Origin of the sequence: Emticicia aquatilis, assembly GCF_014644295.1 — a bacterium.
GTDB lineage: Bacteria > Bacteroidota > Bacteroidia > Cytophagales > Spirosomataceae > Emticicia > Emticicia aquatilis.
This window is the reverse complement of the sequence record NZ_BMKK01000004.1, coordinates 218,154-232,285: the sequence shown is the minus strand read 5'-3', so window position 1 is coordinate 232,285 and position 14,132 is coordinate 218,154. Positions and strand designations below refer to the sequence as shown.

The 14,132-nt window shown below is 36.7% G+C and carries 13 protein-coding genes; 8 read left to right on the top strand and 5 right to left on the bottom strand.

Translation table 11 applies throughout. The annotated features are described in order from the left end of the window. The first annotated feature begins 244 nt into the window (after window positions 1-244). The 5 genes from trpF (at window position 245) to IEX65_RS11105 (ending at window position 4,293) form a co-directional block, all read left to right on the top strand. On the top strand, window positions 245-847 hold the full coding sequence (gene trpF, locus IEX65_RS11125; RefSeq protein ID WP_188766134.1) for a phosphoribosylanthranilate isomerase: 603 nt from the start codon (window positions 245-247) through the stop codon (window positions 845-847). Between the two features lie 277 nt (window positions 848-1,124). Beyond that, window positions 1,125-1,346 carry a PspC domain-containing protein gene (locus IEX65_RS11120; RefSeq protein ID WP_188766133.1) on the top strand — a complete coding sequence of 74 codons (222 nt, stop codon included), beginning with the start codon at window positions 1,125-1,127 and terminating at the stop codon, window positions 1,344-1,346. A gap of 96 nt (window positions 1,347-1,442) precedes the next feature. Further along, on the top strand, window positions 1,443-1,937 hold the full coding sequence (locus IEX65_RS11115) for a PspC domain-containing protein (protein WP_188766132.1): 495 nt from the start codon (window positions 1,443-1,445) through the stop codon (window positions 1,935-1,937). 86 nt (window positions 1,938-2,023) lie between these two features. Beyond that, entirely contained in the window at window positions 2,024-3,031 is a 1,008-nt protein-coding gene (locus tag IEX65_RS11110) for a toast rack family protein (RefSeq protein ID WP_188766131.1), read from the top strand. A gap of 71 nt (window positions 3,032-3,102) precedes the next feature. Then, window positions 3,103-4,293, top strand: coding sequence for a lipoprotein N-acyltransferase Lnb domain-containing protein (locus tag IEX65_RS11105; RefSeq protein ID WP_188766130.1), 1,191 nt, complete (start codon window positions 3,103-3,105; stop codon window positions 4,291-4,293). Window positions 4,294-4,359: 66 nt separating this feature from the next. Here the strand turns inward: IEX65_RS11105 and IEX65_RS11100 are convergent, their stop codons facing one another. Both IEX65_RS11100 and IEX65_RS11095 read right to left on the bottom strand, forming a co-directional pair. Beyond that, a complete protein-coding gene (locus IEX65_RS11100; RefSeq protein ID WP_188766129.1) occupies window positions 4,360-5,043 on the bottom strand; it encodes a hypothetical protein in 684 nt (227 codons plus the stop codon). 45 nt (window positions 5,044-5,088) lie between these two features. Continuing rightward, entirely contained in the window at window positions 5,089-6,420 is a 1,332-nt protein-coding gene (locus tag IEX65_RS11095) for a DEAD/DEAH box helicase (protein WP_188766128.1), read from the bottom strand. 239 nt (window positions 6,421-6,659) lie between these two features. On the opposite strand from IEX65_RS11095, the gene IEX65_RS11090 reads away from it, so the two are divergent. Genes IEX65_RS11090 through IEX65_RS11080 form a run of 3 tightly spaced genes read left to right on the top strand, consistent with a single transcriptional unit; the run spans window position 6,660 to window position 10,538 of the window. Beyond that, the gene (locus IEX65_RS11090; protein WP_262891847.1) at window positions 6,660-7,541 is read left to right on the top strand and encodes a carbon-nitrogen hydrolase; all 882 of its coding nucleotides are present in this window, start codon (window positions 6,660-6,662) and stop codon (window positions 7,539-7,541) included. 26 nt (window positions 7,542-7,567) lie between these two features. Beyond that, window positions 7,568-8,605 carry a PDDEXK nuclease domain-containing protein gene (locus IEX65_RS11085; protein WP_188766127.1) on the top strand — a complete coding sequence of 346 codons (1,038 nt, stop codon included), beginning with the start codon at window positions 7,568-7,570 and terminating at the stop codon, window positions 8,603-8,605. A 22-nt stretch (window positions 8,606-8,627) separates the two neighbouring features. Continuing rightward, window positions 8,628-10,538: an ABC-F family ATP-binding cassette domain-containing protein gene (locus tag IEX65_RS11080; protein ID WP_188766126.1), complete on the top strand. Its 1,911-nt coding sequence runs from the start codon at window positions 8,628-8,630 to the stop codon at window positions 10,536-10,538. Window positions 10,539-10,574: 36 nt separating this feature from the next. Here the strand turns inward: IEX65_RS11080 and IEX65_RS11075 are convergent, their stop codons facing one another. From IEX65_RS11075 to IEX65_RS11065, 3 genes are read right to left on the bottom strand one after another with little or no spacing between them, the layout of a single operon-like run. Next, entirely contained in the window at window positions 10,575-10,889 is a 315-nt protein-coding gene (locus tag IEX65_RS11075) for a LytR/AlgR family response regulator transcription factor (protein ID WP_188766125.1), read from the bottom strand. A 58-nt stretch (window positions 10,890-10,947) separates the two neighbouring features. Beyond that, entirely contained in the window at window positions 10,948-12,801 is a 1,854-nt protein-coding gene (locus tag IEX65_RS11070; RefSeq protein WP_188766124.1) for a S8 family serine peptidase, read from the bottom strand. 13 nt (window positions 12,802-12,814) lie between these two features. Next, a complete protein-coding gene (locus IEX65_RS11065; protein WP_188766123.1) occupies window positions 12,815-13,927 on the bottom strand; it encodes a hypothetical protein in 1,113 nt (370 codons plus the stop codon). Window positions 13,928-14,132 lie beyond the last annotated feature (205 nt).

Below are 14,132 nucleotides of genomic sequence, written 5' to 3'. Positions count from 1 at the left end.
AGCCAACCGTCTATTAATTGATAATGTATAATTGATAATGCAAAATTACTCAACAGAATTTGATTATGAATAGTTCTGAGGTAATTTTGAACCAAAGAATTGAAATTGAACTTTTGTCGGTCACTTCAACTGCTTCGGCAGTCCGATTCGCTCAGTTACCGACAACTTCGACTACATTTGGTAGCTGAGCGGAGTCGAAGCTATCAAATGTAGCCGAAGTCATAAATCGTAAACTGTAAAGATAATGTCATTAAAAACTCTCGTTAAAGTAAGTAATATAACCAATTTGTCGGATGCACGTTATTGTGCGGGTATGGGCGTAGAAATGATTGGTTTTGTAATGGATAAATTTTCGGCTGATTATACTTCTCCCGAAAAAATGAAAGAAATAAAATCGTGGGTGGCGGGTGTGCAGGTTGTTGGCGAAACCCAAAGTGCTGATTATGAAGAGGTAAAAGCCTTGGTAGAAGCGTATGAGATAGATATCTTGCAAATTTCGGAAGCTGGACTTTTACCCCAAATTGCTGATTTGGGTAAACCAATCATTTTAAAACTCGAATTCGAGAGTGCATATCTCGAAGATTATTTAGAACGATATTCTCAATTTGTAGAATTCTTTTTGGTCGATGGGGGGGATTTCTCAGATTTTGCTCGCTATACACTCAAAGAATATTCGTTTAATTATCCAATAGTTTTAGATTTTGGCATAACAGCTGAAAATGTAAACGAACTTCTCGAAGAAATGCAAATCAAAGGAATTGCACTGAAAGGAAGCAACGAAATTCGTCCTGGATATAAAGATTATGATGAATTGAGTGAAATTTTGGAGGTTTTAGAAGAAGATTGATGATTCCGATACTCCAAAAGATAGTTTGGAAGTACTATCTTTTGGAGTAAAAACTTGCCCAAAGTTCATTTACGCTGCATTTCATCCTCCAAATTTTGCCATTCCTCCATTTAGTTTCCAAAATCCTCATCAAAAAAATCCCTTTGACATTATTTTTTTCCATTCATGTAGTTTGTATTACATAGTACCGTCTTTCGCCTATATCTTTGTTTCATCAATCACACAAACAGTGGTTGATTTAAACAGAAAAACAAAAAATATAAACAATATTAAGACAATGGAAAAGCGACTTTTTAAAATCAAAACAAACAAAATGATTGGTGGTGTAGCAGCTGGTTTAGCTGAATATTTCAATCTCGATGTAACACTCGTACGTGTATTGTTCGTAGTAGCATTTTTTGCTCCAATACCTGCAATTATCCCTTACGTTGTTCTCTGGATTGTGATGCCAACCAAAGAATCTCAAATTACAACTGTTAATTATACACCAGTAAATTAACAATCAATAAAGGAAGCCTTCTGAAGGAGGGCTTCCACAAAAATAAAATAAACTAATCTAATAAAACAATAAATCCCCCTTTAGGGGTTAGGGGCTATGGAAAAGCGATTATATAGAATCAAAAACCGTCAGGCGATGCTCGGTGGAGTTTCGCAAGGTTTGGCCGAATATTTTAATATAGATGTTACTCTAATTCGAGTAGTTTTTGTATTATTGTTTTTTACTCCAGTACCAGCATTTTTTGCCTATTTTATATTATGGGTTGTATTACCCGTGAAGTATGATTATGGTTTTGCGGGAGTTGGAGACTCACAAGCATATAATTCAACTAATGATATTAATTCTCAAACCTCAAACTTTACCTTCATGAGCCGTCACAATCAAAACAACAATTTAGTAGGTGGTGCAGTACTTATTATTTTGGGTATTATCTTTTCATTCAAGACATTCTTTCACATCAATTTGTTTCATTACATCGGTCAGATGTGGCCTTTGATTTTGGTCGGATTAGGTGTTTGGCTTATCGTAAGAGATAAAAAAGACGATAACTTCACAAACTTTACCAACAACGATAGTTCATCTAACTTGTAATCACCGACATATAAATCCTGTAAGATTTCAAACAACTTGCAGGATTTTTTATTTCAGAATCACAATTTTTTAATCAAAATAAAAATATGGAACGCAAAAGTAATATTTTCTGGGGAGCAGTACTTATCGTGTTGGGCTTCTTGTTTCTCGGTACAAATCTCGATTGGTTTGAGTTAAACTGGTCATTCCGCAAAATTGCTCAATTTTGGCCTCTAATGCTTATTTTGGCAGGTGTGGCTGCATTTTTCAATCAGAAAAAAAGTATCTACAATGCAACTTCTGCACTATTGATTGCCTTCGCAATTCCGCTCGGAATCTTTACGTGTGTGGATGATGGTGTACACGAACTTAAAGACGAAATCAGCGACGGAATCAATATCGACATTGACGATTTTGATGATGACGATGATAATTATTCATCGAATTCTGACACAACGGTTGGCGATAGAAACAAGCAATACTTTGCTGTTGAAATGACTCCTGATGTAAAAGAAGCTACTTTGAAACTGGGTGGGGGAGCAGCCGAATTTGATTTGGAAGAATCACCTAACAGACTTTTTGAAGCTACAACCTTATTGAATTTTAAGAATGGTTATACTTTAGAAGAAGAAACCAAAGATGGTAACAAAACCATCAACTTTGAGATGAAGGATAAAAAAGGTAAAGAATTCAATATCAATTTTGATGATGATAAAAAGTTTGATAACGATGTATTATTAAAATTGAGTACAGCTCCAGTTTGGAATATCAACATGGGAATAGGTGCTGGAGAAGTTGATTTTGATTTTAGTAATTATAAAGTTAAAAAGTTGGATATTGAAACAGGTGCAGCTTCGATTGACATAAAACTCGGCGATAAACAAGATAAAGTTGAAGTTGATATAGATGCTGGAGTGGCCAGCGTAAAAATCAAAGTTCCTGAAGGAGTAGGCTGTGAAATCAGAATGGATGGAGCATTAAACGCCAAGGATTTTGATAATTTCGAGAAAATAAAAAGTGGACTTTGGCAAACCAAAGGTTTCGATAAGGCCACTAAAAAAATAACTTTAAATGTTGATAGTGGTCTTTCTTCTTTAAAAGTTGACCGTTATTGATTAAATAAACCTCATAGGTTTCTAAAACCTATGAGGTTTTGCTTTAAATTTGCAGAAAACCATTATTCTGCATGAAAAAAATCTTCTTCTTAGTAGTTTTTGCTTTTATAACTTCGTTTGCTAATGCCCAAATGCTCTCGACTGATGCAACAATTAGTTTGCTGACAGTCTCGCCAGGAGCAGAATTATATTCTACCTTCGGACATAGTGCCATTCGTATTCGTGACCCACGCCAAGGACTTGATTTTACTTTCAATTATGGAGCTTTTGATTTTCGGACAAAAGGTTTTTATATTAAATTTTTACGTGGCACACTTCCGTATCAAATAAGTGGAAATTATTTTGAAAATGATGTGGCTGGTTGGAGTCAAGATAATCGCTCGGTTATTGAGCAGGTTTTGAATCTTTCGCAAGCCCAAAAGCAAGGCGTTTATGATTTCTTGCAAAATAATTATTTACCGCAAAATCGAGAGTATGCCTATAAATTCTTCTACGATAACTGTTCTACTCGCTTGCGTGATGTATTGCGTAGGGTTTGCAAAGATAGCTTGCAGTTGAGCAAAACGTTACACGCCGATAGTTCGTATCGCCAATGGATAGATTTATATGCTCGTAAAAACGAAAAATTATGGGCAGATTTCGGAATGGATTTGGCCATAGGTGAACCTTCTGATGAAATTACGGGTGCAAACGGAGCAATGTTTTTGCCAGATAATTTGATGGATGCTTTCGATGCGGCTAAAATCAATCGTGATGGTAAATGGCAACCTTTGGTACTTTCAAAACAAGTTATCAACCGAGATATGTTGGCTGTTGCGGATAAAGAAAAAGAATCAATTACACCTAATATTTTGTTTTGGACTTTGTTTTTACTCGTTTTAGGCCTTACAGCTTATCAATTTAAGACAGAAAGTAAGAGTTTTCTTTTCGATAAAATTATTTTTACGATTGCCGGTATTTTTGGTTGGTTTATTTTCTTGCTTTGGTTTTTTACCGACCACGGCGTAACCGAAAATAACCTAAATATAATCTGGACATATCCACTTTTTTTTCCTATTGCATTATTACTTAAAAAAGAGAGTAATCGAGCTTGGCTCTCTAAGCATTTCTTAGCCTACGGAATTATACTTGTATTTTTCTTAGCTGCTTGGAAATTCTTCCCACAAGAAATCAATTATGCGTTAATTCCAGTCGTTTTGATGCTTTGTGTACGAGCCTTCTTTGTTTGGTGGAGAATTAGAAAGAAATTAAGTTCGTTTTAGATTTGTGGGGCGAAGTTCCGACTTCGCCTAAATATAAAAGGCTGTCCGAAAGACAGCCTCTTTCTATTATATCTTCTTCCATCTAAAAATTTCCTTCCCTGCTTTTCCTATAATTCCTTCTTCACTCCAAATAAACTCATAGAAAATTATTTCATTTCCTGTAAATTTATAACCGTAAGTAGTTGATTTATTGGAATTTGCGTATAAATCTATCAAATCAATATCGGTTTGAGTAGTTACATAATCACTCCAAACATAATAAGTTGCCAGCGAATCTACACCCGAAATTTTACCATCATATCCAAGTTCGATGTTTCCGTTGGGCGTTGAATATTTTCCTATCCAATATTTCTTTTCTATAAAACCAGTCGTATCAACTTTTTTGAATAGGCTATTTCCAATTTTTAGAATACCATTGCTCAAAGTTGCTTCAAATTCTGGTTTGGGCTTTACTTCGTAAGCATCAAAAAACTGGATTTTCTCGCTTTTTTTTATCGAATACGATGAACCTTCGTGAAAATTCCAAACGATACTGGCAGTATCGGCTTTGGCATCGAAGTTAATCATCACAGTATCAGCAAAGGGTTTTGCTTGTAGCGGTGACTTGGTTCGTTCGAGCGTTTCTAAATATTTGGCATTTACCCAAATTGTGTTTTCAAGCGTTTCGGGTTTGGTAGTTTCTTGCTTGGTTTCGGTCTTGCAGGCAATTATAGTTACCACTAAAGCAACAGACAGTATAAAATTTTTCATAGAGCGTAATCAAAGATTGAGGTTACGCTTGTAAATTTAAAAAAATTATGCTTTTCTGCCACCGTTTCCGTACCATTTCTTTTTAGGTTTTCCTCCGCCTTGTGGTGTATTACCAGCATTATTAGGTTTTGGTGCAGTTCTGGCATTGGCGTTTGGTTTTTGTGAAGAATTACTTGGTCTTGCACCGCCTCGGCCTTGCGGTTTCTGAACAACTGGCGGCCCAACACTATAATTAGGTTGAATAGCGTACGGATGCTCCTGAATCACAGGGATTTTCTTACCAATTAGTCGTTGAATATCTTTTAAGTATGTCAATTCTTCATCTTCACAAAATGATAGTGCTGTTCCGTTTGCTCCTGCACGCCCAGTTCTTCCAATTCGGTGAACATAAGTCTCTGGAATATTCGGAATCTCAAAATTGATTACATAAGCCAAATCATCAACATCAATGCCACGAGCGGCAATATCAGTTGCAACTAAAACTCTCGTTTCTTTAGATTTGAAGTTAGTCAAAGCTCTTTGACGAGCATTTTGTGCTTTATTTCCGTGTATGGCTTCTGCTTTAATGCCTTTTGCCAATAACACTTTTACAACTTTATCTGCCCCATGTTTTGTACGAGTAAAAACCAAAGCTGTTTCGATTTTAGGTTCTTTCAGAATCTCCAAAAGCAACGCATTTTTGTCTTTTTTATCGACATAATACAAAAACTGATTAATCGTGTCCGCCGTTGATGAAACAGGCGTAACACTCACCGAAGATGGATTATGCAAAATTGTTGAAGCCAGTTTTACAATTTCATCGGGCATTGTTGCCGAGAAAAACAACGATTGACGTTGCTTAGGCAAAAGCGTTATCAGACGCTTCACGTCATGCACAAAACCCATATCGAGCATACGGTCAGCTTCGTCCAAAACAAAAATTTCGATGGCATTGAGCGTAATGAAACCCTGCGTGATTAAATCAAGCAAACGACCAGGAGTAGCAACCAAAATATCTACACCATTGTGTAGTTCGTCGGTTTGACGGCCTTGTTTTACACCACCGAAAATTACGGTATGGCGGAGGTCGGTATTTGCACCATAAGCAGCTATGCTTTCACCAATTTGGATAGCCAACTCACGAGTTGGAGTAACGATGAGGGCTTTTATTTTTCGACGACCTTTACGGTTTATATCTCGGTTCTGATAAAGTTTTTGTATGATTGGAATTGAAAAAGCGGCTGTTTTTCCTGTACCTGTTTGGGCAACGCCCAATAAATCTTTTCCTTCTAAAACTATCGGTATGGCTTGTTGTTGGATGGGTGTTGGAGTTGTGTAACCTTCGGCAGCAAGTGCGAGCTTGATTGGCTCAATTAAATTTAATGATTCAAATGACATAGATTGGTGCGAATGCACAATTAAAAATGTAGAATTTAGAATGGTAGTCGTTCAAAACAACTGAGTTAATCTAAAGTCTTGTAAATTTTATTATAAAATAAGTTTTACAAAGGTACAGTTTTTTTCTGAGTATATAATCTTTTCAAATTTGGACTTATTTCATTGAAAATCAATAATTCTACATTCTACATTCTTCATTCTACATTAAACGAAGTATCTTTGCGAAAAAATTGAGAAATATGCGTAAAGTAAATATCGGATTAGTACAGATGTCATGCTCGGCTGATGTGGCCGAAAATACCCAAAAAGCAATCAAAGGAATCAGAGAAGCGGCTGCCAAAGGAGCCAACATAGTTTGTTTACAAGAGTTGTTTACCTCACTTTATTTTTGTGATGTAGAAGACCACGCTAATTTTAATTTGGCAGAAGCCATTCCCGGTCCAACTACTGATTTATTATCAACCGTTGCAAAAGAATGTAATGTTGTAATTATTGCTTCATTGTTTGAAAAACGTGCGGCGGGACTTTATCATAATACTACCGCAGTACTTGATGCCGATGGAAAATACTTGGGAAAATACCGAAAAATGCACATCCCAGATGACCCAGGTTACTACGAGAAATTTTATTTTACGCCAGGTGATGCCTCGGCTGATGATTTAGGGTATAAAATTTTTGAAACAAAATACGGAAAACTTGGCGTACTGATTTGTTGGGACCAATGGTACCCCGAAGCGGCACGCATAACTTCGTTGATGGGAGCAGAAATTTTGTTTTATCCAACAGCCATTGGTTGGGACACCAACGAACCAGACCCAAATATGAATACCGAGCAATACAACGCTTGGCAGACGATTCAACGCAGTCATGCCGTGGCAAATGGTTTGCACGTAGTTTCGGTCAATAGAGTAGGGCGTGAAGCTGACCAACAATTTTGGGGTGGAAGTTTTGTGGCAAACCCATTCGGGAGTTTATTGTATTTGGCTTCGCACGACAAAGAAGAAGTACATGTACAAGAAATAGATTTAGACTTAACCGAAAAATACCGTACAACTTGGCCTTATTTGCGTGATAGAAGAGTTGATAGCTACGGCCCGATTTTGAAGAGGTTTATTGATTAAAAACACTGCCATAAAATCTGATTTTCATGCAAATTGATAGTTCATACAAAATTTGGCTCGAAAAATTAAAGCAGAAAATAAGTGTTTCGCAGTTAAAAGCTGCTGTGAGTTTAAATACACAGTTGATGGAATTATACTGGGATTTGGCCAAAGAAATTATTATAAAACAGCATGAGTCAAGTTGGGGAGATGCTGTTTTTGAACAGCTATCAATTGATTTACGACTAAGTTTTCCGAATATCAAAGGTTTTTCTCGTAGAAATTTATATGCTATTCGCCAATGGTATTTATTTTATAGTTCTTCATCAGAATTTGTGCCACAGCCTGTGGCACAAATTCCTTGGGGGCATAATCGCTTGATAATATCTAAAATTAAAAATGTAAAGGAAGCGTTGTTTTACTGTAATGCCACACTTCAAAATGGCTGGAATAGAGAACAACTTGAAATTCAGATACAGAATAATTATTTTGATGCAAAAGGTAAATCAATTACAAATTTTCAGATAACTCTACCAGCTGCACAGTCGGAATTGGCCATTGAGACGTTGAAAAATCCTTATAATTTTGACTTTTTAGGCTTAGAAAATGATGCTTTAGAACGAGAAATTGAAAATGCAATGATGCAACACATCGTTAGATTTTTGATAGAAATGGGAAAAGGCTTTGCGTTTGTGGGGCGTCAATATCAACTGATAGTAAGTGAAAACGAATATTTTATTGACCTTCTATTCTATCATCTACAATTAAGATGCTATGTTGTTGTAGAATTAAAGGCGGGAAAGTTTAAGCCCGAATACGCCGGTAAACTAAATTTTTATTTGTCGGCGGTTGATAGCCAACTTAAACACGCAAGTGATAATCCAAGCATTGGATTAATTCTGTGCAAACACAAAGATAAAATCGAAGCAGAATATTCCCTTCGTGACATTCAAAAACCGATAGGAATTAGTGAATATCAATTAACCCAAGCATTACCAAAGAGTTTTGAGAATAAATTGCCTACTGTTGAACAGATTGAGTTGGAACTTAACAACATAGAATCAGAAGAGAAAAAGACATTATAAATAACAATATAAAAAATACAAAGTGCTTACAATCAGTAATTTATCGTTTTATTTTGGTGGAAGACCGATATTTGACGGTGCGAATTTGCAAATAAAACCAAAAGATAAAATTGGTCTAATCGGTTTAAACGGAATGGGAAAATCAACGCTTTTGCGTTTGATAGTAGGAGAGTACCAACCTGATGCTGGAAGTATCTCAAAGGCAGGTGACTGTTCGATTGGGTTCTTGAATCAAGATTTGCTTTCGTATCAAACCCAAGATTCAATTTTGGCGGTTGCTATGCAGGCTTTCGAGCGTGAAAATTATCTCCAAACCGAAATAGATAAGGTGCTACACGAGATGGAGGTAGATTATAAAGATGAATTAGTAGATAAACTCGGGCGATTACAGGAAGAATTCGACCATTTGGGTGGTTATACAATTCAATCGAAAGCTGAGGAGATTTTAGAAGGTTTGGGTTTTAAAACAGAAGAATTATCAAAACCTTTGAAAGAGTTTTCGGGAGGTTGGCGAATGCGTGTAATGCTGGCTAAGTTACTTTTGCAAAAACCAGCGTTATTGCTACTCGATGAGCCTACCAACCACTTGGATTTACCTTCGATTCAATGGGTTGAAAAATATATCTTGAATTACGAAAATGCCGTTGTGGTTGTTTCGCACGATAGAGAGTTTTTGGATAATGTTTGTAATACTACGGTTGAAGTTACTGGTGCAAAACTGGTCTCATACCCGGGGAATTACTCGTTTTATATCGAAGAAAAAGCACTTCGTAATGAAATTCAAAAAGGAGCTTATGAAAATCAACAAGCTCAGATTCGTCAAACGGAGCGTTTTATTGAACGTTTTAAGGCCAAAGCAACTAAAGCTCGTCAGGTACAGTCGAGGGTGAAGGCACTTAATCGCCTTGAGATAATTGACGATGTGATTGATGCAACTGCCCGTGTTCACTTTAAATTTAAGTTTGGCGTAAACCCAGGTAGAAATGTATTTTCTCTCGAAGATGTGAGCAAAGCTTACGGCGAAAAAGTAATTTTGAAAAATACCACAGCTACCATTGAAAGAGGCGATAAAATTGCACTGATTGGGGCCAATGGTAAAGGAAAATCGACTTTGCTAAGAATTATTGCGGGAGACGAAAATATAGTTGGTGAACGAAAGTTGGGGCATAATGTGAATTTCTCGTTTTTTGCCCAACACCAAATGGAGTCTTTGCACTTAGAAGAAACTCTTTTGGAAGAACTGAAATATGCCGATGGTGGTAAATCTGAAACTGAGTTACGTTCGGTTTTGGGGTGTTTCTTGTTCAATGGAGATGATGTTTTCAAGAAAATTAAAGTGCTTTCGGGAGGCGAAAAATCTCGTGTGGCATTAGCAAAAGTACTGATTTCGGAAGCTAATTTCTTGCTACTCGATGAGCCTACCAACCACTTAGATATGCAGTCGGTAAATATCTTGATTCAGGCACTCGAACAATACGAAGGCACTTACGTTGTGGTTTCTCACGACCGTCACTTTGTTAGTCAAGTTGCCAATAAAATTTGGTACATTGAAGATTACGAAATCAAAGAATATCCAGGAACGTATGATGAATGGGAAGAATGGTACGAAGAAAATAGAAAGTCAGTTGCCAGTAATCAACAGGCAGCAGCCAGTGCTTCACAACCTGTAAAGAAGGTAGAAACCGTTACACAGAAACCGGCAGCGAATGCAAATCTGATAAAGAAACTTGAAAGAGAAATTTCTGAAATTGAAGCAAAAATCACGGATTTAGAGCATCAGTTGGCAACGATAGAAGGGAAACTTGCCGACCCAAGCAATTATTCTGACAATCATGCACTACAAAAGCTCAATGCTGATTATGAAGTAGTAAAAGTAGAATTAAAGAAAGCCAACGATTTGTGGGAAGCAAAAATGTTGGAAATGGAAGGATAAACAAAAGAGGAACTTTTTCTAAGTTCCTCTTTTGTTTTACGCCACCTGTTGTTCTTTCCAGATTTTCCCACGTCGGCGTGAAAAGGCCACTTTTTTTAAATTTGATAACGTAAAAGTATCATCAATGGGTTTTATATAATCAAGATTCACGATTGCAGATTTATTGACTCGAATAAAGTTTTTGAATGGCAAAAGCCTTTTTTCAAGCTTTTTGAGAGTGGTGGCCGTAATTATTTGCTTCCCATCTTTAAGAGATATTATGGTATAATTTATATCCGATTCAAGGTGAAGCATTTCTTCGGGTAATAAATATTTTCTACTGCCAACATGTATTTTATTGAAAGTTTCCATGAATGCAAAAGTTTTAAAATGCTCAATCATTATAATTGAGCATTTTATACCTGAAATATTATAAACCAGCATAAGCTGTTTGTTTAAGTGCTAAATATCGAATTTTTTTATTTAGCCCTCCACTTGCACCTAAAACAAGATTTTCTCCATAAGTTCCGCCTAAAATGACAACTTTTCCATTGTTAGGTGTATTCGTTTGAGCTTGAGCAAAAGTATAGAATGGTCTGGTAGTGAGGCCAGTTGTATTATTAGCTCCTCTATACATATATCTGGTGTTGGCTTCATAATCGTATAAAAATACACCTCCGTTTCCATAAATATAATCAACGCCTGATGTTCCCCAGTCTTTGTAAATTTGAGCTTTTTTTAAGAGAATCTGTCTAACCCCAGTGCCATCCAAATAAGAGTTACCAGACCAAAAAGCTGCGGCCATACCTGCTGCATTTGGAGTAGCACAACTCGTCCCTCCAAAACTACCTCCATATACAAAAGTTGTTGTATTTGTTGCTGAACTAATGGCTGGAGCTAAGTTCCCGCTGTTTGTTGGGCCTTGGCTACTGTAACTGGCTATTATACCTGATGTTCCAGCCGCAGAACCATAACTTGTGTAAGGAACTGCACCAACTGATAATACATTGTCATTGGTTGAGTTTGAAGGAGATGTATTTGAACCACTTGCTACTTGGTATTGGTAAGCACTTCCATCATCATGACTGAAAATCTCAAAAGTAGGACTTGCACTACCAATTTTTTTCACGGCTATATATATTGAAACACTTGAACCTGAAGTATTTGTCCAGCCAACATCCTCAAAAGTTAACCCAGAATTTGTACTTGAAGCTAATACAGTATTATCAGATGCTCTGTAGATATATACATCGTAATCTGAGTTTGCAACAGGATTCCAAGAAAGAGAGGCTCTGATATAATCGCCAGGACCAGCCGTACGATTATTTTGTTCATCACTTCCACTCCAATTATGCCAATTGTCTGCATCAGAATCACTAAATGAACCTTCCCAGTGAGTTTGGGCACGGTTTCCGCATGAAGTAAAGAACAGAATTCCACTGCTACCAGCATCGTTGGCTGCAACACAAGCTGCTCCTGTATCATCTGCCCAACCAGTATTATAGGTTGATAATGACATCGAAATAACTTTAACACCATGTGCTTGACAAAGATTAACGGCAGCTCCTTTTTCTGTATCATTGCCTACATCATAAAGCTCAAAAGTAGCATTAGGAACATGGTCATATACTGTTTCGACGCAGGCAGTTCCATGTACATCACCTAAAGTCATACTTGCTACTGTAGCAACTTGTGAGCCATTTCTCCACATATAGGCTGGTGTTGGGCAATGTCCTCCAGATACAGCACTTGATAAACTACCAAAACCGCTATCAATAATAGCAACTCGAATACCGCTACCTCCAACACCTGAATAACTATCTGAGTTCATCGTTGTTGGACCTTCATTGTCATGAAGAATTTTTCTTACAGCAAACATAAAATGTCTGCTATCAAGTTTTGAGCCTAAAGCCATTATCTCATCAGCATTTAACCAAATACTTGCTCGATTTTTCCATAAAGTTTCCACTTTAAAACCAAGATTCTCGAGATAATTTTTATCAATATCTGCTTCTATTTTTGTGGCATTGTAATCGTTTTTATAGACTACTTCTACGTTAATTAGCTTTTCACCATTAGTTCCCGAACGCATCCTAAGTCCTGTGTCAGACATTTGAGTTTCGGCGGCTGCTCTGTTTGTGGCGGCCAATTTCCCAATGTTATATAATGTAGCATCGATTCGTATATTTTCAGGCACACTTTCTACTATTTGAGGATTATTAATATCCTGCGAGTAAGTTATCAAGAATATTAAACTCAATATAAATGTCAGTATATTTTTCATGAGTCAATTTTGTTTATTTAACACCCAATAAAACCAAAACCATACCTGTACCTTCATTTAAGTCGGTAAGAGCTTTTCCAATAATAGCCCCTTGTGCCTTTTTGTAGTTTTTGGCCCTCATTGCATAGCCTTTCATATCAGAAGTAGTCAATAAATCACCTGCTTTAATTGACCATTTAGTAGCATCGGCTTTTACATAAACCCTGCCTGTAATAGCAATTGGGTAGTCGCCGTCAACAGATGCAACACCTTTTTGTTGTAACATTAAGCCAGGAGAGACGCCATTTGCACCACTAATTACACCAACCACCTTATGGTCATATGCTTTTTCTGCAATTTGAAGTTTTGCACTACCATCTGACATAACCGAAAGAATTGTTCCCGGTTCAACTTTTACTTTTGAATCAACTTTAAAATACTCAGCTAAATCGGCACCACCAGTAATTTGCAGCTCATCCACAACGATTCTACTTTTTCCAGTAGTATTCCAATCGCCATCAAGTTCCATTGTTTTGAGATTGGTAGTTGGGTCATAAAATAAGATTTCACCCGCTTTGTTGGTGGCATCTGAAGCTCTAATATACAATGAGTTATTGCCGTTTGATGCACTCATTGTTATCATTCCTGCGGATGCAGTTCCTGAACTCTGAATTAATACCTTATCAGTTGTACTTGTTTGAAGCACCAAATTTCCATCAGCAATACTTAACTTTTGAGACGGAGATGAAGTACCTATTCCAACAAATCCACTACCCAATATTCTCATTTTTTCAGAAAAAGAAATTGTACCATTTTGAGTTGTAGAAAATTCAATATCACTTCCACGGGCTGTTGGTGTCCATGTTTCTGTACTTGCAAATCTAATTTGTGAACCATTAAAAAAACCTGTACCAGTATGTCCAAAGGCATTCACTTGTAAAAGAGATGAATTGTTTGTAACTGCGGTAGGTGCTGCCAAAACTCCAGCCGACCTTTGCCCTCGTAATTCTGGAATATTAGTACTCGTCAAGATTAAATCAGGGGCAAAATTTCTGCTTTCTTGATTGCCTGGAGTAATGAGCGTGCTTTGTGCAATTGCATTTGCACCAAATGCAATTGCAATACAAGTAAGGATAATTTTTTTCATGGTATAATGTATTTAAATAAAGGAGTAATTGATTTTAATAAGATATCACACCTTAAAAGTATAGCGATGTTTTTTTAGAGCCAAAATTTTAAATCCAAGTTTTACTGAGCGGTTGGGAAATTTACTGAATGGTCAAATTACGAAGTAATTTATTGATAGAAAGAGATTTATATACATAAAAAAAGCTCCTTCGATGAGGAAGGAG

What these genes read in the sequence shown, in the direction of transcription:
- trpF (WP_188766134.1), top strand. Translation starts at nt 245, where the DNA reads ATGTCATTAAAAACTCTCGTTAAAGTAAGTAATATAACCAATTTGTCG.
- IEX65_RS11120 (WP_188766133.1), top strand. Translation starts at nt 1,125, where the DNA reads ATGGAAAAGCGACTTTTTAAAATCAAAACAAACAAAATGATTGGTGGT.
- IEX65_RS11115 (WP_188766132.1), top strand. Translation starts at nt 1,443, where the DNA reads ATGGAAAAGCGATTATATAGAATCAAAAACCGTCAGGCGATGCTCGGT.
- IEX65_RS11110 (WP_188766131.1), top strand. Translation starts at nt 2,024, where the DNA reads ATGGAACGCAAAAGTAATATTTTCTGGGGAGCAGTACTTATCGTGTTG.
- IEX65_RS11105 (WP_188766130.1), top strand. Translation starts at nt 3,103, where the DNA reads ATGAAAAAAATCTTCTTCTTAGTAGTTTTTGCTTTTATAACTTCGTTT.
- IEX65_RS11100 (WP_188766129.1), bottom strand. Translation starts at nt 5,043, where the DNA reads ATGAAAAATTTTATACTGTCTGTTGCTTTAGTGGTAACTATAATTGCC.
- IEX65_RS11095 (WP_188766128.1), bottom strand. Translation starts at nt 6,420, where the DNA reads ATGTCATTTGAATCATTAAATTTAATTGAGCCAATCAAGCTCGCACTT.
- IEX65_RS11090 (WP_262891847.1), top strand. Translation starts at nt 6,660, where the DNA reads ATGCGTAAAGTAAATATCGGATTAGTACAGATGTCATGCTCGGCTGAT.
- IEX65_RS11085 (WP_188766127.1), top strand. Translation starts at nt 7,568, where the DNA reads ATGCAAATTGATAGTTCATACAAAATTTGGCTCGAAAAATTAAAGCAG.
- IEX65_RS11075 (WP_188766125.1), bottom strand. Translation starts at nt 10,889, where the DNA reads ATGGAAACTTTCAATAAAATACATGTTGGCAGTAGAAAATATTTATTA.
- IEX65_RS11070 (WP_188766124.1), bottom strand. Translation starts at nt 12,801, where the DNA reads ATGAAAAATATACTGACATTTATATTGAGTTTAATATTCTTGATAACT.
- IEX65_RS11065 (WP_188766123.1), bottom strand. Translation starts at nt 13,927, where the DNA reads ATGAAAAAAATTATCCTTACTTGTATTGCAATTGCATTTGGTGCAAAT.